This is a genomic window from Pseudonocardia lutea, from assembly GCF_042658055.1.
Taxonomy (GTDB): Bacteria; Actinomycetota; Actinomycetes; order Mycobacteriales; family Pseudonocardiaceae; genus Pseudonocardia; species Pseudonocardia lutea.
This window is the reverse complement of the sequence record NZ_JBHSQK010000028.1, coordinates 18,060-41,568: the sequence shown is the minus strand read 5'-3', so window position 1 is coordinate 41,568 and position 23,509 is coordinate 18,060. Positions and strand designations below refer to the sequence as shown.

Genomic DNA, 23,509 nt, shown 5'->3' with positions numbered 1-23,509 from the left:
CCCGAACGAACGATCTCGCGCGCCGCTCGGCCTATCGGCCATCCGAGTGGTGACGTTACGTCGACCACTCATGACGGTCCGTCGCCTCACCGAAGGGACGGTTCACCGCCCCGCGCGGGCCCGGTTCGGCCTAGGGTCAGGGGCCGGGAAGTGCGAGGACGTTCGGGATCGGGAGGCCGTTGTGGGCGCGTACGAGGACGTTTTCCGGGCCAGCGTGGAGGACCGGGAGGGGTTCTGGCTGCGGGCGGCGGAGGCGCTCGACTGGCACACGCCGCCGACGAGAGCACTGGACGAGTCGAACCCGCCGTTCTACCGCTGGTTCCCGGACGGGGAGATCAACGTCGCGCACAACGCGCTGGACCGCCACGTCGACGCCGGGCGGGGCGAGCAGGCGGCGCTGATCTACGACTCGCCGGTCACCGACACCAAGCGGACCTACACCTACTCCCAGCTGCGCGACGAGGTCGCCCTCTTCGCCGGGGTGCTGCGCGAGCTGGGGGTGGGGCACGGGGACCGCGTGGTGATCTACATGCCGATGGTTCCCGAGGCCGCGATCGCGATGCTGGCCTGCGCGCGGCTCGGCGCGGTGCACTCGGTGGTGTTCGGCGGGTTCGCGGCCAAGGAGCTCGCGGTCCGCATCGACGACGCCGCGCCGAAGGTCGTCGTCTCGGCCTCGTGCGGGATCGAGGGCAAGCGGGTCATCGAGTACAAGCCGCTGCTGGACAAGGCGATCGAGCTCTCCGCGCACAAGCCCGACCGCCAGGTGATCCTGCAGCGCCCGCAGGCCGAGGCCGCCATGGGTGACAACGACGTCGACTGGGCCGAGGCGGTGGCGAAGGCGTCGCCGGCCGACCCGGTGCCGGTGCGCTCCACCGACCCGCTCTACGTGCTCTACACCTCCGGCACCACCGGCAAGCCCAAGGGTGTGGTCCGCGACGGCGGCGGCTACGCCACCGCGCTGGCCTGGTCGATGCCCAACGTCTACGACGTCTCCGCCGGCCAGACGATCTTCACCGCCTCCGACGTCGGTTGGGTCGTCGGGCACTCCTACATCGTCTACGCGCCGCTGCTGGCCGGAGCGACCACGATCCTCTACGAGGGCAAGCCGGTCGGCACCCCGGACGCCGGGCAGTTCTGGCGGGTCATGTCCGAGTACGGGGTGCGGTCGATGTTCACCGCGCCGACCGCGTTCCGGGCCCTGAAGAAGGAGGACCCGAACGGCGAGTACCCCCGCAAGTACGACCTCTCGGGCCTGAAGTACCTGTTCCTGGCCGGGGAGCGGCTGGATCCGGAGACCTATCGCTGGGCCTCGGAGCTGCTGGGCATCCCGGTGATCGACCACTGGTGGCAGACCGAGACCGGATGGCCGATCGTCGCGAACCCCGCGGGCATCGAGCTGCTGGAGATCAAGCCGGGCTCGCCGACCCGCCCGCTGCCCGGCTGGGACATCCAGGTCCTCGACATCGACGGCAAGCCGGTCCCGGCGGGCCAGGACGGCGCGATCGTCGCCAAGCTCCCGCTCCCGCCCGGCGCCTTCCCCACGCTGTGGAACGACGACGAGCGGTTCGTCAAGTCGTACATGTCGGCGTTCGAGGGCTACTACCTCACCGGCGACGGCGGCCGGATCGATGAGGACGGCTACGTGTTCGTCATGGGCCGCACGGACGACGTCATCAACGTCGCCGGGCACCGGCTCTCGACCGGCGGGATGGAGGAGGTCCTGGCCTCGCACCCGGACGTGGCCGAGTGCGCGGTCATCGGCGTGGCCGACCAGATGAAGGGCCAGATCCCGCGCGGGTTCGTGGTCCTCAAGGCCGGCGTCATGGATCGAGAAGGGGCCTCCGCGGAGGGGTACGAGGACAAGCTGCGCGCCGAGCTGGTGCAGATGGTGCGCGACCAGGTCGGCGCGGTGGCCTCGCTCAAGGAGGTCGCGATCGTCCCGGCGCTGCCCAAGACCCGCTCCGGGAAGATCCTGCGCAAGACCATGCGCGGCATCGCCGACGGCCTCGAGGAGCCGGTGCCCTCGACCATCGACGACGCCTCGGTCCTCGACACCCTGCGGCCGGTGCTCCGCAAGGACTAGCGGACGTACGTACCAAAGATGGATGAGACGGGGTAATACGGAGGTAATTCCTTGCGATGAGTGGGTCGGCCGCCGCGAAGACCCGGCGGCCGAGATCACGTCGAGAGGACATCGATGCCCACTCGTGCCCCCGCACGCCCCCTCGTCCGTACCGCCGCGCTGCTCGCCTCCGTGTCGGCCGCGCTGCTGTTCGGAGCCACCGCGCCCGCGCTCGCGCAGCCGACGGCGAACGACAAGGACTGCTCCGACTTCGGTTCCTGGCGTGAGGCGCAGAACTTCTTCCTGAGCGCCGGCTCCGGCGACCCGCACGCCCTCGACGAGGACGGCGACGGGATCGCCTGCGAGACGCTCCAGGGCGCTCCCGGGTCCACCCCGACCACGACGCCGAAGCCGACCACGCCCAAGCCCACTCCGGCCACGCCGAAGCCGACCACGCCCCCGTCGCACGGCGACGACCACGGGAACGGCGGTGGCCACGGCGACCACGGCGGCAAGGACGACCACGGCGGCCGGGACGACCGGGACGACCGGGGCGGCCGTGACGGCCACGGCGGCCGGGACGACCGCCACGACACCGGCTGGTCCGGCCGCGACGCCCACGGCGACCGGGACGACCGGGACGACCGGGACGACCGGGACGACCACGGCACCACCGACGGCGGCGACCCCACCTCGGTCGACGCGGCCGCCGTCGTCGTGGCCGGCGACCGGGACTGCGCCGACTTCGTTACCCAGGCGGAGGCCCAGGCCGTGCTGATGGCCGACCCCTCGGACCCGGAGCGGCTCGACGCCGACTCGGACGGCATCGCCTGCGAGGACAGCTTCGGCACCGAGGGCCGCCAGGTCGCGGTGTACCCGGTCGGCGGCGTCGCGACGGGCGGGGCCGGCCTCCGATGAGCACCGCCCGGATCTCGTCGCGCGCCGGCCGGGCGGGCCGGTTGCGCCTGCTGGCCGCCGCCGCGCTCCTCGCGGCCCTGGCCGGCTGCAGCGCACCACAGCCCGGTACGCCGGGCGCCGCGGCGTCGGGTGCGGGGGTGCAGACCACCGCGCAGGCACCCGCCGCGTCCGCGGCGTCCCTGGCCGCGTCGGCACCCGAGCGGCTCGAGGTCCCTTCGATCGGCGTCGCGTCCGGCCCGCTGCTGAAGCTGGGCCTGACCGCCGACGGCGCCCTCGAGGTCCCCGCCGACGCGACGACCGTCGGCTGGTTCGGCCTCGGACCCACGCCCGGGGCGACCGGTCCGGCCGTCCTGGCGGCGCACGTCGACTACGCCGGCGTGCCCGGGACCTTCCACCGCCTCTCCGCGGTGGCGGTCGGCGACGAGATCCGGGTGGCCCGTGCCGACGGCACCACCGCGCTGTTCACCGCCTACCGGGTGGCGCAGTACCCGAAGTCCGGCTTCCCGACCGAGGAGGTCTACGGCGACACCCCGGGCGCCGAGCTGCGGCTCATCACCTGCGGCGGCGCCTTCGACGGCACCACCCGCTCCTACGCGGACAACGTCGTGGTCTACGCCCGCCTGACCGGCACCGCCTGACGACCCGTCCCGTGACCGCCCTCGCGGCGGGCCGCCGGCCCGGGGAGACCCTTCCGGCCGGGGGCGCGATCGTGATCCACGTTCGGGCGGCGGAAATGCCCGGAGAGCCGACCTTCCGCCGGCCGGACGTGGATCATGCAGCGGACCGCTCGTGCCCCGTCCGGCGGCACGGCGGCCCGTTCACCCGAACGTGTAACACCCGGGTCCGGGACCTGCGATGAGGGAACGACGGCACGCTCCCCCCTCGGCCGTCGCATCCCACCGGAGAGGACCCGACCTCCGATGCGTCACCCGCTCCGCCCGCGGCTGCCCGCGGTGCTGGCGGCGATCCTGGCTGTGGCCGCGGTCGGCGGCCTGACCGGCGCAGCGCTCGTCGTCGACACCGGCACGCCGGGCCCCGCGCCGCCCGCCCGGCTGGCCACCGCCGCGTTCCGCGAGGCCGTGCCAGGCGGTCTGCACCCGTCGGCGCATCGGCCCCGCACCCCCGTCACCACCCCGCAGGCACCCGCCCCGCTGGCCCTCGCCGGCGCCGTCCGGGCCGCCGCGGCCGCCCGTGCGGAGGGCGACCGGGCCCCCTGCCCGAGCACCCGCGCGGCCGCGCCGCGCCTACCCGGCGCGGCCTCCAGGCAAGGGTGTCCTGAGTCACCCGCCCTCGACCCCGCAGGTCCACCATTGACGCCATGAAGGTTCACGTGGACTTCGACCTGTGTGAGAGCAACGCGCTGTGCATGGCCGCCGCACCGGAGGTCTTCGAGGTGCGCGACGACGACTTCCTCTACATCCTCGACGAGAACCCGCCGGAGGAGCTGCGCGGTAAGGTCGAGGAGGCCGTCCGGGCCTGTCCCAAGGCCGCCATCACACTCGAGGGATAGTTGCCGGGCCCCGGGGCCAGCGGCGAGGATCGGCGGATGGACACGGTCTGGACCACGCCGCTGACGCCGCTGAGCTTCCTGGGCCGCTCGGCCGAGGTGTACCCGGGCAAGACCGCGATCGTCTACGGCGACCGCACCTGGACCTACGCGGAGTTCGCCGCGGAGACGACCCGGGTGGCGCACGGGCTGCGCGGCTCCGGCGTCGAGCGCGGGGACCGGGTGGCGTACCTGCTGCCCAACCTCCCCGAGATGCTGGTCGCGCACTTCGCCGTGCCGCTGGCCGGGGCGATCCTGGTCGCGATCAACACCCGGCTGTCCACCGAGGAGATCCGCTACATCCTCGACCACTCGGGCTCGAAGGTGCTCGTGGTCGACGCCGCGCTGTACCCCCAGGTCGAGCCGGTCGTCCGGGAGCTCAAGACGGTCGAGGAGATCATCACGGTGGTCGACCCGGCGAACCCGGGCGACGGCACCGGCTCCGGTGTGCGCTACGACGACCTGCTCGCCCGCGGCTCGGACGACCCGCTGCCCTGGGAGGTCGCCGACGAGGACTCGACGATCTCGATCAACTACACCTCGGGCACCACCGGCAAGCCCAAGGGTGTGCAGTACTCGCACCGCGGCGCGTACCTGAACTCCTTCGGCGAGATCGTGCACTCGGCGCACACGCCGGACAGCGTCTACCTCTGGACGCTCCCGATGTTCCACTGCAACGGCTGGTGCACGCCCTGGGCGCTGACCGGTATCGGCGGCACCCACGTCTGCCTGCGCGAGGTCCGCGGCGACCGGATCTGGGAGCTGATCAGGGAGCACCGGGTCACGCACCTGAACGGCGCGCCCACCGTCGTCACCACGATCATGCGCGCGGAGCAGGCGACGAAGCTGGACTACCAGCTCGTCGTCACCACCGCCGGCGCCCCGCCGAGCCCGACCACGATCCTGCAGATGGAGCGGATGGGCTTCCGGATCGTGCACGTCTACGGGCTCACCGAGACCTACGGGCCCTACTCGGTGAACCAGTACCAGCGCGCCTGGGACGCGCTCGACGCCGAGGAGCGGGCGCGCCTGCAGGCCCGGCAGGGCGTCGGGATGCTGCAGACCGACCGGGTGCGCGTGGTGGACAAGAACCTGCGCGACGTGCCGCGGGACGGGCAGACGATGGGCGAGATCGTCATGCGCGGCAACAACGTGATGACCGGCTACTACGAGGACCCGGCTGGCACCGAGAAGGCGTTCGAGGGCGGCTGGTTCCACTCCGGCGACCTGGGCGTGATGCACCCGGACGGCTACGTGGAGCTGCGCGACCGCGCCAAGGACATCGTCATCTCCGGCGGCGAGAACATCTCCACGGTCGAGGTCGAGCAGGCCGTCGTGTCGCACCCGGCGGTCCTGGAGGCCGCGGTGATCGGCGTGCCGGACGAGCAGTGGGGCGAGCGTCCCAAGGCGTTCGTGGTGCTGGCGCCCGGGGGCGAGGCCACGCCCGAGGAGCTGATCGACCACGTGAAGGCGAAGATCGCCCGCTACAAGGCCCCGCGGGAGGTGGAGATCGTCGAGGAGCTGCCCAAGACCTCCACGGGGAAGATCCAGAAGTTCGAGCTGCGCGCCCGGGCCACCCGGTGAGCGGCGAGCACCCCTGGGTCGCGCTCACGCCGCGGCCAGGCTCCCGCCGCCGTCGACGCGCAGCGTCTGGCCGGTGATGAAGCCGGCGTCCTCCGACAGCAGGACACAGATCGCGGCGGCCGGTTCGGAGGGCGTGCCGATGCGGTCGAGCGGGATGCCCGCGAGGTAGCGCGCCTCGGCCGGCGAACCGGACGGCGTGTTGCTGCGGAACAGCTCGGTCTCGGTCGGCCCCGGCGCGACGGCGTTGACGGTGACACCGGTGGGACCGAGCTCCTTCGCCCAGATCCGGGTACACGCCTCGAGCGCGGCCTTCGCGGCGCCGTACGCGGTGCGCTCCGGCGTCCCGAGCGCGACCATGCTGGTGACGTTGCCGATCCGGCCCCGGCCTGCGGCGCGCATGCCCGGCAGCGCGGCCTGGGCGACCTGCACGGCGACCCGGACGTTAGCGTTGCTCATCGTGAGCCACGACCAGACCGCCCTCCGCGTGGGCGCCGGCGCGGTCGCGATCACCACGTCGACCGTGCTGCCGATCTTCCTGACCGGTGCGCTGGCGGTCCAGATCTCCGCGGAGCTGGGCTTCGACCCGGCGGGGCTCGGCCTGGTCGTGGCGCTGTACTTCGGCGTGTCGGCGCTGGTCTCGCTGCCCGTCGGGAAGATCGTCGAACGCCTGGGCTCGGGCCGGACGAGCCGGATCGCCGTGCTCGGCGCCGCAGCGTTCATGCTGCTCACGGCCGGGCTGGCCCGGAACTACGCCTCGCTCGTCGCGATCCTGCTGTGCGGTGCGTGGTGCAACGTCATGGGCCAGCTCTCGTCGAACCTCACCCTGGCGCGGTCGATGCCGGCCGCCCGGATGGGGCTGTCGTTCGGGGTCAAGCAGGCCTCGGTGCCGCTCGCGACGCTGCTGGCCGGCGTCGCGGTCCCGGCCGTCGCGCTGACCGTCGGCTGGCGCTGGGCCTACGTGATCGGCGCGGCGCTGGCGCTCACCTCGCTCGCCGCCGCCCCGCGCGGCTCCGGCCCGGCCACGAAGGACCGGACGGTCCCCGAGGACCGGGCGACGGCGGCGCTGTCGGTGATCGGGGCGGCCGCCGGGCTGGGCGCGGCGGCCGCGACCGGCCTGGGCATCTTCCTCGTGGCCTCGGCCGTGGACCGGGGCGTGGACCCCGGCGTGGCCGGGCTCGTGCTGACGCTCGGCAGCGTCGTCGGGCTGCTGATGCGGATGCTGCACGGGTGGCTGGCCGACCGCCGCGCCGGCGGGCACGTCGCCGTGGTCGCGGGCTGCCTGCTGCTGGGCGCGGTCGGGCTGCTGCTGCTCGCCGTGCCGGGTCCGGTCGCGCTGGTCGCCGGCACCGTCCTGGGCTTCGGGCTCGGCTGGTCGTGGCCCGGGCTGCTGCAGTTCGCGGTGGTACGGCTCAACCCGTCGGCGCCCGCGGCGGCGACGGCGATCGTGCAGGTGGGCGTGTACGCCGGCGGGTTCCTCGGGCCCGTCGGGTTCGGGTTCCTGGCCGCGCGCGCCTCGTTCACCACCGCCTGGCTCGTGGCCGCGGCCGCCATGGTGGTGGCCGGGGTCGGCGTCCTGCTGGGCCGCCGGATGCTCCTGGCCCACACGCGCAGGTCCGCGGGGGCCGTGCGTGCCGGGCGTCCCTCCGGACGCCCGGCACTCACGGGTCAGCGGGTGAGGCGCAGGCCCTCGTAGCCGCGCTCGGCCACCTCGTCACAGGCGGCGAAGTAGTTGTTCGCGCCGCCGAACCAGACGTTCACCACGTGGGCCTTGCCCGGGATGTTCGCCCCGGTGAACCACGAGTGCACCCCCTCGCCGAGCGTCAGCAGCGTCGGCTCGACGGCCTCCTGCACCCGCCGGCCCCAGTCGGCCTCCGCCTCCTCGGTCGCCTCGACGGTCCGGACGCCCTCGGCCCGGGCGTGGTCGAGGACGTTCCCGATCCACTCGACGTTCTTCTCGATGCACACCGGCAGGTTCGCGAACGGGCTCATCGGCCCCGAGATCGTGAACAGGTTCGGGAAGCCCGCCACGGTCAGCCCGAGGTAGGTCTTCGGCGCGTCCAGCCACTTCTCCTTGAGCGTCAGCCCGTCGCGCCCCCGGACGTCGATCGCGGTGAGCGCACCCGTGACGGCGTCGAACCCGGTGGCGAGGACCAGGACGTCGAACTCGTACTCGGCGTCGGCGGTCCGGACGCCGGCGGGCGTGATCTCCCGGATCGGCGCGCCCTTGGCCGAGACGTCGACGAGGGTGACGTTGTCGCGGTTGTAGGCCTCGTAGTAGTCGTGCCCGGCCGGCGGCCGCTTGCCCGAGTACGGGTAGCCGCGGGGCGAGAGCAGCTCGGCCACCTCCGGGTCGTACACGATCTCCCGGATCTTCGACCGGATGAACTCGGCCGCGGCCTCGTTGGCGTCCGGATCGAGGATCAGGTCGTCGAAGGTCTCGAACAGGAACCGGAAGCCGCCGCGCGCCCAGCCGTCCTCGAAGATCCGGCGGCGCTCCTCCTCGTCGAACTCCATCGCCGGGCCGTGTCCCGGGTCGAAGGGCATGGCGAACGAGTGGCCGCGCGCCTTCGCGAGGATCTCGTAGTGCCGCGCCTTGAGGTCGGCGATCTCGTCCGGCTCCAGCGGCCGGTTCTGTGCCGGCACGACGTAGTTGGGGGTGCGCTGGAACACCGTCAGCGACGCGGCCTCCTGCGCGATGATCGGGATCGCCTGTACGCCGGTGGCGCCGGTGCCGATGATCCCGACGCGCTTGCCGGCCAGGTCGACGCCCTCCGCGGGCCAGCGGCAGGTCAGGTACAGGTCGCCGGCGAAGGAGTCGAGGCCGGGGAACTCCGGGACGTGCGGGTGGGTGAGGAAGCCGAGCCCGGTGACGATCCACTTCGCGCGCAACAGCTCGCCCGAGTCGGTGGTGACGTCCCACCCGTCCTCGCGGAACTCCATCGCGGTCACCCGGGTCGAGAAGGTGATGTCGCGGCGCAGGTCGAACTTGTCCGCCACGAAGTCCAGGTAACGCAGCATCTCCGGCTGGCCCGGGTACCGCTCGGACCAGGTCCACTCCTGGACCAGCTCCTTGCTGAAGGAGAGCTGGTAGTAGTAGCACTCGCTGTCCGTCCGGGCGCCCGGGTAGCGGTTCCAGAACCACGTCCCGCCGACGCCGCTGCCGGCCTCGATCACGCGGGCGCGCAGGCCCGACTCGCGCGCGCGGTGCAGCATGGCCAGCCCGGCGAAGCCGGCGCCGACGATCACCAGGTCCAGGTCGTCGTTCATACGGGGCTCCTCACAGTCCCAGGCGGGGGCGGAGCCAGGCCGCCATCGCCGCGATCGTGGCGTCCGCCTCGGGCGCGCGGCCCGCGGAGAACGGGTAGACGTGCTGCATCTCCGGGACCACCTCGAGCGTGGAGTCCACGCCGGCCACCCGGGCCTTCTCGTGGAACTGCTCGGCGTTGTCCAGGAGGGTCTCGTGGCCGCCGGCGCACAGGTACAACGGCGGCAGGCCGGCCGGGTCGGCGTACAGCGGGTTGGCGAGCGGATCCCGGCGGTCGCCGCCCTCGCCGAGGAACATCCCCGACATCCCGTGCAGAATCTCCTTGCCGACCAGGGCGTCCGTGCCGGCGTTGGAGTCCAGGGTCCTGCCGACGTGCTCCATGTCCAGCCACGGGGACATCGGCAGGATCGCCCCCGGCAGCGGGTCCCCCTCGTCGCGCAGCTTGAGGACGGTCGAGATCGCCAGGTTCCCGCCCGCCGAGTCGCCGGCGGTCGCGACGTGCCCCGGCTCGAACCCCTGCCCGAGCAGCCACCGGTACGCCGCGACGGCGTCCTCGAGCTGCGCGGGATAGGGGTTCTCCGGGGCCCGCCGGTAGTCCAGCACCAGCGCACGGACCCCGGCCGCCTTCGCCAGGTGCCCCGCGATCTTGCGGTGGGTCGCCGTGGACCCGACGACGAAGCCGCCGCCGTGCAGGTAGAGGACCACCCGGTCCTCGGCCGCGTCGAGCGGCAGGCACCAGAGGGCGGGCACACCCCCGGCGACGGTCTCCTCGTAGGTGACCCGCGTCGGCTCGGCGGTCGGGAGGTGCCACTCCTCGAACAGGTTCCGCAGGGTCGGCAGGTCCATCTCGGGCGCCGCCGCCATGCGGTCGCTCCAGCTCCGGTAGATCGTCCGCAGCTCCGCGGACTCCGCACTCGCCATGGCCGGGGAGCATGCGGCCCGGACCCGGCCGAGAGTGTCCGACTTCGCGACATCACCCGAACGGTCGTCAGGTGTGTCGCGTTCCGGGACACTGAGACGCGGATCACCGTGTTTCACTCGGGGTGCTACCGCGACGGAGGGGTGGTGCGATGAGGGTCGACGAGCGCGAGCGCGCGGTCCGGGACGCCCGGGAGGACTTCCTGTCCGGGGAGCGGCCGAGCGCAGGGCTGCGCCCGGAGATCGCGTCGTCGTGGCGGCGGTGCCGGCTCTCCGGCGTCGCGGCGGACGCCGACTCCGTGCCCTACGAGCCGCTCGGCGCCAACCGGCTGCTCACCGCGGCCGCGACCCCGGTGCTCGACTGGCTCGCCGACCAGCTCACCGGCGGCACCGCCGTGATCCTCGCCGACGCCGACGCCCGGATCCTCGACCGGCGCGCCGAGGGCCAGACCCTCTCCCGCCACCTCGACCGGGTGCTCTGCGCCCCCGGGTTCAACTTCGGCGAGGAGCACATCGGCACGAACGGCATCGGCAGCGTCCTGGAGTCCTCGGGACCCGTGATGATCGCCGGGGCCGAGCACTACCGGGACAACCTGCAGGGCTTCACCTGCGTCGGCACACCGCTGCGGCACCCCGTGCACCGCCGGCTCGTCGGGGTGCTCGACGTCTGCTGCCGCTACGACGACACCAACGAGCTGATGACGCCGCTGCTGCTGTCGGCCTCGCGGGAGATCGAGTCCCGGATGTACGCCGAGTCGTCGCTGCGCGAGCGGATGCTGCTGGAGGAGTTCCTCAAGGTCTCCCGGCGGACCTCGGCGGCGGTCGTCACGCTGAACCAGGACTTCATCATCACCAACACGGCGGCCGCGTCGCTGCTCGACCCGGCCGACCACGCCCTGCTGTGGGAGTGGGCGTCGGGCTCGATGACCCGCCGCATGACCCGCCGCGGCGAGTTCGCCGGGGAGGTCCGGCTGAGCCGCGACGTCGTGCTGCACGGGCGGGCGCGGACCGTCGGCGAGGTGCGGGGCGGGCCCGCCGGGGTGCTCGTCGAGCTGCGCCGCCCGGCCAACGGCTCGCCGCACCGCCGCCCGGCCGAGCCCCGGCCGCGCGAGGGCGACCTGCTGCCCGGGCGCAGCGCGGCGTGGCGGCGGGCGCTGGCCGAGCTGGCCGTCGCCGACCGCTCCGGGCTCGACGTCCTGGTCACCGGCGAACCGGGCGTCGGCAAGCTGCGGGCGGCGGAGCGGATCGGCGGTCCGGGTCGCACGGTCCTCGACGCCGCCCTCGCCGTCGTCGACCCGGGGTGGCCGGACCAGCTGCGGCGCCGGCTCACGCTGCCGGGGACGCTCGTGCTGCGGCACCTCGACCGCACCCCGGAGCCGCTGACCGCGGCGGTCGCCGCCCTGCTCGAGGGGCCGCGCGCCGCGCGCGTGGTCGCGACGGCGGACGGGGCGTCGGAGTGCCGGCTGCTCGACCACTTCCCGGCCCGGGTCGAGCTGCCGCCGCTGCGGCACCGCCCCGAGGACATCGCCGACGTCGCCCCGGCGCTGCTGGCGCAGGGCGAGGGCCCGGCGCCGCGGCTGCAGGCCCGGGCGCTGCAGGCGCTGATGGCCCTGGAGTGGCGGGGCAACGTCCGCGAGCTCGCCGCCGTCCTGGGCTCGGCCCGGCTCCGGGCGATGGGCGGGGACATCACCCTCGCGCACCTGCCCGCCGAGCACCGCCGGGCGGTCACGGGGCGGTCCCTGCCCACGCTCAAGCGGACCGAGCGGGAGGCGATCCTCGAGGCGCTGACGGACGCGCGCGGTAACAAGCTCGCCGCCGCCGAGCGGCTCGGCATCGCCCGGTCCACGCTCTACCGCAAGATGCGGGCGCTCGGGATCGACGACAAACGGTGGGCCTGAACCGCGGGCCGGACGGTTCGTGCTCTGGCGCGCTCACCCACGGAGCCGCTCGGCCAGGGAGATCGCGTCGAACGGGGCGTGCACCTTGACGTCGTTGTCGAAGTAGACGACCACGTCCAGGCCCGCGGCGAGCCACCCGCGGATCCGCTCGGCCCACCCGTCGAGCGCCTGTGGCGTGTATCCGCTGACGTAGAGCTCCTCGTCGCCGTGCAGCCGGACGTAGACGATGTCGGCGGTGACCTCGGTGAGGAAGGGCCACTTCCCGGCCGTGTCCGCCACCACCAGCCCGACGCCGTGCTCCCGCAGGAGGTCGTAGAAGGCCTGGTCGCGGAAGCTCTCGTGGCGCACCTCGACCGCGTGCCGCAACGGGCGGTCGGTGTCGGTCTCGAACAGCGACCGGCCCTCGAGGCGCTCGTCGTGCTCCTTGGCGAGCTCCGCGGCGGCCGCGGTGCTGTGCGGCAGCAGCTCGAGGAACGCCCGCATCCGGTCGGGGACGAAACGCATCCGCGGCGGCAGCTGCCACAGCACCGGGCCGAGCTTCGTACCGAGCGCGAGCACCCCCGAGGCGAAGAAGTTGGCCACCGGGGTGCGGACCTCGCGCAGCTGTTTGAGGTGGGTGACGAACCGCGGGCCCTTCACCGCGAACAGGAAGTCCGCCGGCGTCTCCTCCCGCCAGCTCACCCAGCTCTCCGGGCGCTGCAGCGAGTAGAAGGAGCCGTTGATCTCGATCGACGACACCGCGCGGGACAGGTACTCCAGCTCGCGGCGCTGGGCCAGGCCCTTCGGGTAGAACACGCCGCGCCACGGCGGGTACCGCCAGCCCGACGTCCCGGTGCGCACCTCCGCCACGCGGTCATCCTGGCCTAGGGTGCGGGAGGTGCGCAGCGAACCCGTCCGGCCCGACGACGGCTACCTGCGCGCCCTCGTGGCCGCCACCGAGCGGGCGGTGAGCGACGCCGCGCCGCTGGACTCGGACCACGCCGGTGCTCCCGCCGAGCTGCGCGAGCCCGTCGCCGACGCCGTCGCCGAGCTGGGCGACGAGCTGGTGGCGCTCAGCCGTGACCTGCACGCCCACCCGGAGACCTCGTTCGACGAGCACCGCTCCGTCGCCGCCGTCGCCGACCTGCTGAAGCGGCACGGGCACGAGGCCGAGGTGGGCGTCGGCGGGCTGGAGACGGCGCTGCGGGTGGGCGTCGGCAGCGACGGTCCCCACGTCGGGATCCTCGCCGAGTACGACGCGCTGCCGGGGATCGGGCACGGCTGCGGCCACAACGTCATCTGCACGACGGCCGTCGGTGCCTATCTCGCCCTCGCCGGCCGGGCTCCGGGCCGGGTCACCCTGTTCGGCACGCCCGCCGAGGAGGGCGGGGGCGGCAAGGAGACGATGGCGCGGGCCGGGCTGTTCGCGGACGTCGACGCCGTCGTGATGCTGCACCCCTTCTCGCACGACGTCGCCATGCACCCGTTCCTCGGCCGCCGCCAGGTCGAGATGGTGTTCCGCGGGGTGGCGGCGCACGCCGCGGCCCAGCCGTTCATGGGCCGCAACGCCCTCGACGCGGCCGTCGCCGCCTACAGCGGGGTCGCGGCGCTGCGCCAGCACCTGCCGCCCGGCGACCGGCTGCACGGGGTGTTCACGGACGGCGGATCCCGGCCCAACGTCGTCCCGGACCGGGCGGCGCTGATGTTCTACGTGCGCTCCGCGGAACCGGCCACGCTGCGGGACCTGGCCGCGCGGGTCACCGCGATCGCCGAGGGGGCTGCGCTGATGCACGGCTGCGGGGTCGAGCTGACCTGGGACGAGAAGCCCGCCTACCTGCCGATCCGGCACAACCGCGCGCTGGCCGGCCGGTGGGCCGTCAACCAGCGCGAGTGCGGCCGGACCTCACTCGCCCCCGGCGTGGTGCCGGAGTTCCTCACCGGCTCGACGGACCTGGGCAACCTCAGCTACCGGATGCCCGCCATCCAGCCCATGCTCGCGATCTCCGGGCCCACGGTCGCCCTGCACACCGTGGAGTTCGCCGAGGCCGCGGGCGGTCCGGGCGGCGACGCCGGGGTCCGGGACGGCGCCCTCGGCCTCGCCCTGACCGCGCTGGACTACCTCGCCGACCCGGCCCTGCGCGAGGCCGTGCACGCCGAGTTCGAGGCGCAGGGCGGGGCGGTCGACGTGCCGCACTACTTCGACTGACTCGTCCCGCGCCGGACGGTGCGTGCGGGCGGGCGACGGCGCCGCGGCAACTACGCTCGACCCGTGGATCTCGCCCGCGCCACGCGCGCCGTCCTGGACTGGCCCGTCGACCACGTCGCCGCCGCGGTGGTGGGTGCCGACGGGGAGGTCCGCGCGACCGCGGGCGACACGGACCGGGAGTTCCGCCTCGCCTCGGTGACCAAGCTGCTCTCCGCCTACGCCGTGCTGATCGCGGTCGAGGAGGGCGCGATCGAGTGGGACGACCCGGCCGGCCCCGAGGGCGCCACGATGCGGCACCTGGCCGCCCACACCTCCGGGCTCGCCTTCGACTCCGAGGACGTGCAGGCCAGGCCGGGCACCCGCCGCATCTACTCCAACGCCGGGTTCACGGTGCTCGGCGAGGCGATCGCCAAGGCCAGCGGCATCGCGTTCCCGGAGTACCTGCGCCAGGCCGTCCTCGCCCCGCTCGGGCTCGACGCGACCGAGCTGCGCGGACCGGCCGGGTCAGGCGCGTACTCCACCGGCGCGGACATGGCGCGCTTCGCCGCCGAACTGCAGGCCCCGACCCTGGTCGACCCCGCGACGTTCGCCGAGGCCACCCAGGTCGTCTTCCCCGGACTGAACGGTGTGCTGCCCGGCTACGGCTCGCAGCGGCCCAACGACTGGGGCCTCGGCTTCGAGATCCGGGACGGCAAGAGCCCGCACTGGACCGGCACCCGCAACTCGCCGCGCACCTTCGGGCACTTCGGCCAGTCCGGGACCTTCCTGTGGGTCGACCCGGAGGCCGGCGCCGCGTGCGTGGTGCTCACGGACCGGGCGTTCGGCGACTGGGCGGTCGAGGCCTGGACGCCGTACAACGACGGGATCGTCGACGCCCTGTAGCCACCCTGCGCGACACCGCGTACCCGACCGACTCCCGAGAGTGACGTACGACACCCCGGGGATCCGGGAATCATCCGCGGGGCCCGCCCGTTGGAGGGAGTGTCCGAGCCGGGCGAGCAGTGTCCCCGGGCCGCAACAGATAACCGCCGCCGCGGAATACCGTACGGCTGGAGCCGCGGTGCGCCACTCGCCGCGAGGCGACCTGCGTCCGGCTCGGACCCCATCGTCGACCAGGGAATACCTCCCGGCCGGCGGGGGTTGAAGGGAGCGTCCGGATCGGGCGGACACCGTGTCCCCGGGTCTCAACCATCTGCCGCCGCGAGCGGCCACGCGCCGAGAGGCGACCGGCCGTCCGGTCCGGATCTCCCACCCCTACTTCGCTCGAGGAGCACCCATGAAGGGCGACCGCGTCGAGATCGTGGTCGACGCCGGCAGCGGCACCACCCGGACCTACGAGGTCGAGGCGACCCGCGCCGGGCGCCGCGTCGACATCGCGCAGACCCGCGGCACGGTCGAGGTCAGCGAGGTCACGCGCGGCGGCACCGCCGTCCGGACCGCCCGCTTCCTCGCGGGCCGCGTGATCGCGCTCGTCGAGCACCCCGCAGCCGACGAGCCGGTGGCCGAGGAGATCACCCCGGCCCTGCGATCGGCCTGACCCGCCGGGCACCCGCCCGGCCCTCCCACCGGCGCGACCGCCGCACCTCCGCCCCGATCCGCCCCCCACGGGGTGGCCGCAGCGGTCGCGCCACCCGGAAACCCGCGTGCACGGTGCCGCCGGGCGACCTACTGTGATCCACACCGCCCGCCGGAACAGCCGTCCCGGCCGGACCGTTGCACCACGTGCCCGCCGGGCGCGGTCCTCGCCCCCGACAGGCACACTTGACGAACGATGACCTCCAGCAGAGCCACCGGGAACACGGCTGCGCGCGCGGGCGATCCCTCCGCGCGCACCGGCGTTCCCCTCCCGTCCGGTCCGACTCCCACCACCGCGACCGGACCCGCCGCCCCGCAGGCCGCGGCAGCGCCCCAGAACGGCAGCGCTGCGACCCCGGAGAGCGGCGACCGGACCCGCCGCCGCACACCCCGCCGGCGCGGGTCCCGGGGCCGGAGCGCACCCGCCGAGAGGCGGGGCAACGCGCCCGGCCCCGCCAGCGCCTCCCCCGACGGCCGGCCCTCCGACGGCCCCGACGGCCCCGACGGCCCCGACGGCCGCACCGATGGTGACGGCGCCGCCGAGCGTCCTGGCACCGACCCCGGCGCCGGCACCGGGCGCCGCCGCGGCCCCCGACCGGAGCGCACCGAGGCCGCCGAGCCGTCCACGCCGCCGTTGCCCGCGGAGGCCCTCGCCGACCTCGAGCGCCGCATCGCCGCGCTGGGCCCGCACGACGCGGACCGCCTGACCCGCCGGTTCCGCGGCGCTTGCCGCTCCGGGAACGGGACCGCCCAGCAGACCGTGGCCGCGGCCGTCGCCGCCGCCGAGCACCGCCTCGAGCGCCGCCGCGGCGCGCTGCCGCGGATCGCCTACCCCGCGGCGCTGCCCGTCAGCGCCCGCCGCGAGGACATCGCCGCCGCGATCCGCGACCACCAGGTCGTGATCGTCGCCGGCGAGACGGGTTCCGGGAAGACCACCCAGCTGCCGAAGATCTGCCTCGAGCTGGGACGCGGCGTCACCGGGATGATCGGGCACACCCAGCCGCGCCGGCTGGCCGCGCGCACGGTCGCCGCCCGCATCGCCGAGGAGCTCGGCACCGAGCTGGGCCCTGACAACGGTGGAGTCGTCGGCTGGAAGGTGCGCTTCACCGACCAGGTCGGCGACCGCACCATGATCAAGCTGATGACGGACGGCATCCTGCTCGCCGAGCTCGCCGGCGACCGGGACCTGCTGCAGTACGACACACTGATCATCGACGAGGCCCACGAGCGCAGCCTCAACATCGACTTCATCCTGGGCTACCTGACGCAGCTGCTGCCCCGGCGTCCCGACCTCAAGGTGATCATCACCTCGGCCACGATCGACCCGGAGCGGTTCGCCCGGCACTTCGGGAGCCGGGTGGGAGACGACACCGAACCGGCGCCGATCGTCGAGGTCTCCGGCCGCTCCTACCCCGTGGAGATCCGGTACCGGCCGGTCGTCGACCCGGACGACCCGGACGCCGACCCGGACCGCGAGGAGATCGACGCGATCGGCGACGCCGTCGCCGAGCTGCAGCGCGAGGGCCCGGGCGACATCCTGGTGTTCCTCCCCGGCGAGCGCGAGATCCGCGACACCGCGGACGCGCTGGAGCGCCGGAACTTCCGGAACACCGAGATCCTCCCGCTCTACGCCCGGCTGACCACCGCCGAGCAACAGCGGGTCTTCGCCCCTCACCCCGGCAACCGGATCGTGCTGGCCACCAACGTCGCGGAGACCTCGCTGACGGTGCCCGGCATCAAGTACGTGATCGACACCGGCACGGCCCGCATCTCGCGCTACTCCCGCCGGCTCAAGGTGCAGCGGCTGCCGATCGAGAAGGTCTCGCAGGCCAGCGCCAACCAGCGCGCCGGCCGCTGCGGCCGCACCTCGGACGGCATCTGCATCCGGCTCTACGCCGAGGACGACTTCGACGCGCGCCCCGAGTTCACCGACCCGGAGATCCTGCGCACCAACCTCGCGTCCGTCGTGCTGCAGATGATCGCCCTGGACCTGGGCGAGATCTCCGCGTTCCCCTTCGTCGAGCCGCCGGACCGCCGGGACGTCGCCGACGGGCTGGCCCTGCTGCACGAGCTCGGCGCGGTCGACCACGGCGCCCTGACGGCGGTCGGCCAGGCCCTCGCCCGGCTGCCCGTCGACCCCCGCCTCGGCCGGATGCTGGTGGAGGCCGACCGCACCGGGTGCCTCACCGAGGTGCTGGTGATCGCCGCCGCGCTGTCGGTGCAGGACCCGCGGGAGCGGCCGACCGAGCAGCGCCAGGCCGCCGACGAGAAGCACGACCGCTTCCGCGTCGAGGGCTCGGACTTCCTCGCCTTCGTGAAGCTCTGGGAGTACCTCGCCGAGCAGCGGGAGGCGCTGTCCGGCAACCGGTTCCGGCGCACGCTGCGCGAGGAGTTCCTGCACTACCTGCGGATCCGCGAGTGGTGGGACCTGCACGGCCAGCTCCGCCGGGCCGCGCGCTCGGCCGGGATGACCGCCAACGGCTCCCCCGCCGACCCCGACCGGATCCACCAGGCGTTGCTCTCCGGGCTGCTGTCCCAGGTGGGGCTGCTGGAGGAGACGGACAAGCGCAAGGACGCGAAGGAGCGACCCAGGAAGGATCGACCCGGCGCGCGGGAGTACCTCGGTGCCCGCAACGCGCGGTTCGCGATCTGGCCGGGCTCGGCGCTGGCCAAGAAGCCGCCGCGCTGGGTGATGGCCGCGGAGCTCGTGGAGACCTCGCGGCTGTGGGCCCGCACCGTCGCCCGGATCAAGCCCGAGTGGATCGAGCCACTCGCCGGACATCTCGTCAAGCGGACGTATTCGGAACCGCACTGGTCGCGCAAGCGGGCGAGCGCCGTCGCGACCGAGCGCGTGACGCTGCACGGCATCCCCGTGATCGCCGACCGGACCGTGGACTTCGGCCGCATCGATCCCGAGGTGTCCCGCGACCTGTTCCTGCGGCACGCGCTCGTCGAGGGCGACTGGGAGACGACGCACCGGTTCTTCCACGCCAACCGGGAGCTGCTGGAGGACGCCGAGGAGCTCGAGCACCGCGCCCGCCGCCGCGACCTCGTGGTCGACGAGGACACCCTCTTCGGCTTCTACGACCGGCGGGTCCCGGCGTCCGTGGTCTCGGGCCGGCACTTCGACACCTGGTGGAAGAAGGAGTCGCGGCGGAACCCGGAGCTGCTCGACTTCACCCCGGAGATGCTCGAGACCGAGGCGGCGCGCGGTGTGGACCGGTCCGCGTACCCGGACCACGTCGCCGCCGGCGGGCTCACCCTGCCGCTGTCCTACGCGTTCGAGCCGGGGCACCACACGGACGGCGTGACCGTCGACGTCCCGGTGGCCGCGCTGCACCAGGTCGACCCGACGCCGTTCACCTGGCAGGTCCCCGGGCTGCGCGAGGAGCTCGTCACCGCGCTGATCAAGACGCTGCCGAAGACGTTGCGCCGCAACTTCTCGCCCGCCCCGGACCACGCCAGGGCGGTGCTCGCCCGGGTGCGCGCCGGGGACGAGCCGCTGCTCGACGCGCTGGAGCGCGAGCTGGGCCGGATGCGCAACGTCCGCATCGGCCGGGAGGACTGGGAGCTGGACCGGCTCCCCGAGCACCTGGTCGTCACCTTCCGGGTGCTCGACGAGAAGGGGCGCGAGCTGGCCCGCGGCACGGACCTCGAGGCCCTGCGCGAGCAGCTCGCCCCGCAGGTCCGGCGGGAGATCGCGGCCGCGGGCCGGGAGATCGAGCGGACCGGGCTGACCACCTGGACCGGTGACATCGGGTCCGGCGGTGAGCTCCCGCGCGAGCTGCCCATCCGGCGGGGCGCGCACGTCGTCACCGGTTTCCCGGGCCTGCTCGACCGCAGCACCACCGGGTCGACGGTCGGCTCCGCACGCTCCGCCTCCGTCGACGTCCGGGTGTTCGCCACCGCCGCCGAGCGCGACTCCGCGCACCGCCGCGGCGTCCGGCGGCTCCTGCTGCTCGGCACACCCTCGCCGGCCAAGCAGGTGCTGCGCGGGCTCGACAACCGGGCGAGGCTGACCCTCTCGCGCAACCCGCATGGCAGTGTCGAGGCGCTGCTCGAGGACTGCGTGACCTGCGCGGCCGACCACCTGATCGCCCGCGCCGGCGGCCCGTGCTGGGACGCGGCGGGGTTCGAGAAGCTCGCGGACGTGTTCGCCCAGCACCTCGCCGGCACCACGATGCAGGTCCTGCAGGCCGTGCGCGCCGTGCTGGACCGCTGGCACCCGGTGCAGGCGGCGCTGGCCGAGCTGCGCTCCCCGGCGACGCGCGAGGGCGTGGCGGACATCCGCGCGCAGCTCGCGGCCCTCGTCGGGCCCGGCTTCGCCACCGCGGCCGGCGCGAACCGGCTCGCCGACGTCGCCCGCTACCTGCAGGCGATCGGGATCCGGATCGACAAGCTCCGCACCGATCCCGGCCGGGACGCGGAGTGGACCGCGCAGGTCCGGGTGGTCGCCGACGAGTACGCGGACGAGGTCGCCGCGCTGCCCGAGGGCGTCGACCCGCCGGCGGGCCTGGTCGAGGTGCGCTGGATGATCGAGGAGCTGCGGGTGAGCCTCTACGCGCACCCGATGAAGACCCGGTACCCGGTGTCGATCAAGCGGATCCAGAAGGCGCTCGACGAGCTGTAGGACCGCTTCGACGTGCCACCCGGCCCCGTTCCGGGCAGAGTGATCCCATGGAGCCGCAGTACGCCCACCTCGGCGAGGCGCTGGGGACGGACTTCTTCTCCGTCCGCGAGCAGTTCACGGACGAGCAGTGGGAGCGGTTCGCCACCGTCCGCAAGTTCGTCGACGCCGAGGTGCTGCCGGAGATCGGCGACCACTGGGAGCGCGGCGAGCTGCCGTGGCACCTGTTCCGCCGGCTCCCCGAGCTGGGCGTCGTCGGCGAGACGATCACCGGGTACGGCGCCGCCGGGATGAGCCCGCTGGCGTGCGGGCTCGTCCACATGGAACTGCACCGCGGCGACGGCTCGCTGGGCACCTTCCTCGGCGTGCACGCCGGGCTGGCGATGCAGGCGATCGCGATGTGCGGCAGCGAGGAGCAGAAGCAGCGCTGGCTGCCGTCGATGTCCACGATGCAGCGGCTGGGGGCGTTCGCGCTCACCGAGCCGGACCACGGGTCCGACTCGATCGCGCTCGAGACCACCGCCCGCCGGGAGGGCGGCCACTGGGTGCTCGACGGGGTCAAGCGCTGGATCGGCAACGGGACCGTCGCCGACCTGGTCGTCGTGTGGGCCCGGGACGTGGCCGACGGCGAGGTCAAGGGCTTCGTCGTGGAGACCCCGGCGGAGGGCTACGAGGCCTCCGTGATCGGCGGCAAGGTGTCGTTGCGCTCGATCTGGCAGGCCGACATCCGGCTCACCGGGGTGCGGGTGCCCGAGGAGAACCGGCTCACCGAGGCGCGCACCTTCGCCGACTGCGCGGCCGTCCTCGCCAGCACCCGCGGGCTCTGCGCCTGGATGGCGCTCGGCCACGCCACCGCCGGCTACGATGCGGCCCTGCGCTACGCGAAGGAACGCACGCAGTTCGGCAAGCCGCTGGCCGCGTTCCAGATCGTGCAGGAGAAGCTCGTCCGGATGCTCGCGGACCTCACCGGCATGCAGCTGTACTGCATGCAGATCGGCCGGCTCGCCGAGGCCGGACGGCTCTCCCCGACCGTCGCCGGGCTGGCCAAGATGAACAACACCCGCGCCGCCCGCCGGATCCTCGGCACCGCCCGGGACGTGCTGGGCGGCAACGGGATCCTCCTCGAGCACCACGTCGCCCGGCACTGGGCGGACATCGAGGCGATCCACACCTTCGAGGGCACCGAGACCATCCAGACGCTGATCGTCGGCAAGGAGATCACGGGCATCGGCGCATTCTCCTGACCGAGGCCGGCACCGCGGGGGTGGCCGGGCCTGATCGTCGAGATCGGCTGCACGCCCCGGGAGCGCTCGCACACCCGGGCTGACCTCACACACCCGGCGTGACCTGCTCCCACACTCCGGAAGTCCGTGCCACACCCGTCGACCGGATGTGCCGCGCTCCTGCGGATGTGTCAGGGGTCGGCATCGGAAGAACGGTGACCGAGGGGCACGACGCGGGGTGAACGGGAGGCCGGCACGGTCGCTCGCGTCTGCGTCGCAGGCCTCCCACACCTCGCCGGGCGCCGTACACCCGGTCGACAGGGTGTGCGACGGACTCCCGAGGTGTGCGGCGGGGCAGGAACGGGTGTGCCGGGCCGGAAGGGGTGTGCCGGGCAGGAACGGGTGTGCCGGGCCGGGAGGGGTGTGCCGGGTTGGAAGGGGTGGGTCGGCCGGAACGGGTGGGTCGGGCAGGACCGGGTGTGGCAGCACCGGGGCGGGGTGTGGCTGCCGGTGGGCACGCAGCCGGACACACGTCCGGCTCCAACGCGGGCGGGCCGCGATGCCGCCTCCCCCGGTTCACGGCACCCGAGTACGTCGTGGCCGTCGACGAGCTGCCGAGAACCCCGGCGGCACGATCCTCGGGCGCGAGCTCCGCGACACCGGTACCGGCCTCGCCGCCGTGCACGGCACCACTTCGGTACCACTCTCCGGATGGCCCGTAGACCAGGCGTCTGTGGATCTCAGCGGGTCGGGAGGCCGGCGGCCTTCCAGGCCCGGAAGCCCCCGTCGAGGTCCGTGGCGTTGTGCAGGCCGAGGTCCTGCAGGGAGGCGGCGGCCAGGCTGGAGCTGTACCCCTCGGAGCAGGCGACGATCCAGGTCACGTCGTGGTCCGTGGCCTCGGGGATGCGGGCGTCGGAGGTCGGGTCGAGCCGCCACTCCAGGTGGTTGCGCTCGATGAGCAGCGCGTCGGCGAAGGAGCCCTCCTCGTCGCGCTGCCACTGCGGCCGGGTGTCGACCAGGCGCGCGCCCTCCCGCAGCAGCGCGGCGGCCTCCTCGGGGCCGACCCGGTCCAGCCGGGCCCGGGCCTCGGCGAGCACGTCGGCGATCGAGCGGGTCATGCCCCCACCTTCTCCGGTTCGTCGGTCAACTCGGTGCGGGTGCGGCGCAGGAACTCCCCGGACGGCCCGGCCGCCACCTCGTAGTAGCTCATCGCGGTCAGCGGCGGCGAGTAGGCGTGCACGCTGACCGCGGGCGCCTCGAGGTGGTTGGCGACGTCGTGCACGTGACCGAGCGGGAAGGCGGCACCGCGCCCCGCCCGCAGCGTACGGGCGCGCAGGCCCTCACCGGGGACCCAGCGCTGTTCGAGGAGGTCGCCGGACACCACGGTGAGCGCGCCGAGCGAGCCGGCGTGGTCGTGCAGCTCGGCGACCTGCTCCTGCGCCCAGCTGATCAGCCAGACGTCCACGACGTCGTCGGCGTGCAGGCGGCGGGACCAGCGGTGCACGGGATCGACGTGCACGGCGTGCCGGCCGAGGCGGACCTCCTCGGCGAAGCGGCGGGTCAGGGCGGTGAGGTCGGACAGGTCGAGCGGGGTGGGGGCGGCCGAACGCAGGGCACGGGTCCGGGCGGCAGGGGCGTGCGCGAGCACGGGTACTCCAGTGGGGGAACGACGCGGGAAGGGGACGGGTCAGCTCGGGCTGCGACGTCC

19 protein-coding genes are annotated in these 23,509 nt (G+C 74.0%); 13 read left to right on the top strand and 6 right to left on the bottom strand.

From position 1 onward, the window contains the following. Positions 1 to 181: 181 nt before the first annotated feature. From ACFQH9_RS13210 to ACFQH9_RS13185, 6 genes are all read left to right on the top strand, one after another. Positions 182 to 2,083 (top strand): propionyl-CoA synthetase, encoded by a 1,902-nt coding sequence (locus ACFQH9_RS13210; protein ID WP_379566322.1) that lies wholly within the window; start codon positions 182 to 184, stop codon positions 2,081 to 2,083. Between the two features lie 114 nt (positions 2,084 to 2,197). Then, positions 2,198 to 2,980, top strand: a complete 783-nt coding sequence (locus tag ACFQH9_RS13205; protein WP_379566321.1) for an excalibur calcium-binding domain-containing protein — start codon at positions 2,198 to 2,200, stop codon at positions 2,978 to 2,980. Further along, positions 2,977 to 3,618 (top strand): class F sortase, encoded by a 642-nt coding sequence (locus ACFQH9_RS13200; protein WP_379566320.1) that lies wholly within the window; start codon positions 2,977 to 2,979, stop codon positions 3,616 to 3,618. Before ACFQH9_RS13205 ends, ACFQH9_RS13200 begins: the two co-directional genes overlap by 4 nt. A gap of 282 nt (positions 3,619 to 3,900) precedes the next feature. Next, positions 3,901 to 4,302, top strand: coding sequence for a hypothetical protein (locus ACFQH9_RS13195; RefSeq protein WP_379566319.1), 402 nt, complete (start codon positions 3,901 to 3,903; stop codon positions 4,300 to 4,302). Further along, entirely contained in the window at positions 4,299 to 4,490 is a 192-nt protein-coding gene (locus tag ACFQH9_RS13190) for a ferredoxin (RefSeq protein ID WP_233306242.1), read from the top strand. The genes ACFQH9_RS13195 and ACFQH9_RS13190 overlap by 4 nt, the downstream gene beginning before the upstream one ends. A gap of 36 nt (positions 4,491 to 4,526) precedes the next feature. Continuing rightward, a complete protein-coding gene (locus ACFQH9_RS13185) occupies positions 4,527 to 6,110 on the top strand; it encodes an acyl--CoA ligase family protein (RefSeq protein WP_379566318.1) in 1,584 nt (527 codons plus the stop codon). Positions 6,111 to 6,134: 24 nt separating this feature from the next. On the opposite strand, the gene ACFQH9_RS13180 is transcribed toward ACFQH9_RS13185, so the two are convergent. Then, positions 6,135 to 6,620, bottom strand: a complete 486-nt coding sequence (locus ACFQH9_RS13180) for an SDR family oxidoreductase (protein ID WP_379566316.1) — start codon at positions 6,618 to 6,620, stop codon at positions 6,135 to 6,137. Here ACFQH9_RS13180 and ACFQH9_RS13175 point away from each other — a divergent pair. Then, positions 6,568 to 7,803: an MFS transporter gene (locus ACFQH9_RS13175; RefSeq protein WP_379566315.1), complete on the top strand. Its 1,236-nt coding sequence runs from the start codon at positions 6,568 to 6,570 to the stop codon at positions 7,801 to 7,803. The two genes, ACFQH9_RS13180 and ACFQH9_RS13175, sit on opposite strands and share 53 nt — an antisense overlap. Here ACFQH9_RS13175 and ACFQH9_RS13170 read toward each other — a convergent pair. Then, entirely contained in the window at positions 7,776 to 9,377 is a 1,602-nt protein-coding gene (locus ACFQH9_RS13170) for a flavin-containing monooxygenase (protein WP_379566314.1), read from the bottom strand. The two genes, ACFQH9_RS13175 and ACFQH9_RS13170, sit on opposite strands and share 28 nt — an antisense overlap. Positions 9,378 to 9,387: 10 nt before the next feature. Next, complete coding sequence (locus ACFQH9_RS13165) at positions 9,388 to 10,296, bottom strand: alpha/beta hydrolase (protein WP_379566313.1); 909 nt, start codon at positions 10,294 to 10,296, stop codon at positions 9,388 to 9,390. Between the two features lie 149 nt (positions 10,297 to 10,445). Between ACFQH9_RS13165 and ACFQH9_RS13160 the strand changes: the two genes are divergently transcribed. Beyond that, the gene (locus ACFQH9_RS13160) at positions 10,446 to 12,191 is read left to right on the top strand and encodes a sigma-54-dependent Fis family transcriptional regulator (protein WP_379566311.1); all 1,746 of its coding nucleotides are present in this window, start codon (positions 10,446 to 10,448) and stop codon (positions 12,189 to 12,191) included. A gap of 33 nt (positions 12,192 to 12,224) precedes the next feature. Here ACFQH9_RS13160 and ACFQH9_RS13155 read toward each other — a convergent pair whose 3' ends face one another. Further along, a complete protein-coding gene (locus ACFQH9_RS13155) occupies positions 12,225 to 13,040 on the bottom strand; it encodes a DUF72 domain-containing protein (protein ID WP_379566310.1) in 816 nt (271 codons plus the stop codon). Between the two features lie 28 nt (positions 13,041 to 13,068). Between ACFQH9_RS13155 and ACFQH9_RS13150 the strand changes: the two genes are divergently transcribed. The 5 genes from ACFQH9_RS13150 to ACFQH9_RS13130 all read left to right on the top strand — a co-directional run bounded on the left by ACFQH9_RS13150 (position 13,069) and on the right by ACFQH9_RS13130 (position 21,822). Then, a complete protein-coding gene (locus ACFQH9_RS13150) occupies positions 13,069 to 14,376 on the top strand; it encodes a M20 family metallopeptidase (protein ID WP_379566309.1) in 1,308 nt (435 codons plus the stop codon). A 63-nt stretch (positions 14,377 to 14,439) separates the two neighbouring features. Beyond that, positions 14,440 to 15,258 carry a serine hydrolase domain-containing protein gene (locus tag ACFQH9_RS13145; RefSeq protein WP_379566308.1) on the top strand — a complete coding sequence of 273 codons (819 nt, stop codon included), beginning with the start codon at positions 14,440 to 14,442 and terminating at the stop codon, positions 15,256 to 15,258. 394 nt (positions 15,259 to 15,652) lie between these two features. After that, positions 15,653 to 15,913, top strand: a complete 261-nt coding sequence (locus ACFQH9_RS13140) for a hypothetical protein (protein ID WP_345384792.1) — start codon at positions 15,653 to 15,655, stop codon at positions 15,911 to 15,913. Positions 15,914 to 16,585: 672 nt separating this feature from the next. Next, a complete protein-coding gene (gene hrpA, locus ACFQH9_RS13135) occupies positions 16,586 to 20,581 on the top strand; it encodes an ATP-dependent RNA helicase HrpA (RefSeq protein WP_379566307.1) in 3,996 nt (1,331 codons plus the stop codon). 47 nt (positions 20,582 to 20,628) lie between these two features. Next, a complete protein-coding gene (locus tag ACFQH9_RS13130) occupies positions 20,629 to 21,822 on the top strand; it encodes an acyl-CoA dehydrogenase family protein (RefSeq protein ID WP_379566306.1) in 1,194 nt (397 codons plus the stop codon). Positions 21,823 to 22,541: 719 nt separating this feature from the next. Here the strand turns inward: ACFQH9_RS13130 and ACFQH9_RS13125 are convergent. Then, on the bottom strand, positions 22,542 to 22,919 hold the full coding sequence (locus tag ACFQH9_RS13125) for a rhodanese-like domain-containing protein (protein ID WP_379566305.1): 378 nt from the start codon (positions 22,917 to 22,919) through the stop codon (positions 22,542 to 22,544). Continuing rightward, positions 22,916 to 23,449, bottom strand: a complete 534-nt coding sequence (locus tag ACFQH9_RS13120) for a cysteine dioxygenase (protein WP_379566304.1) — start codon at positions 23,447 to 23,449, stop codon at positions 22,916 to 22,918. Before ACFQH9_RS13120 ends, ACFQH9_RS13125 begins: the two co-directional genes overlap by 4 nt. Between the last annotated feature and the right edge of the window lie 60 nt (positions 23,450 to 23,509).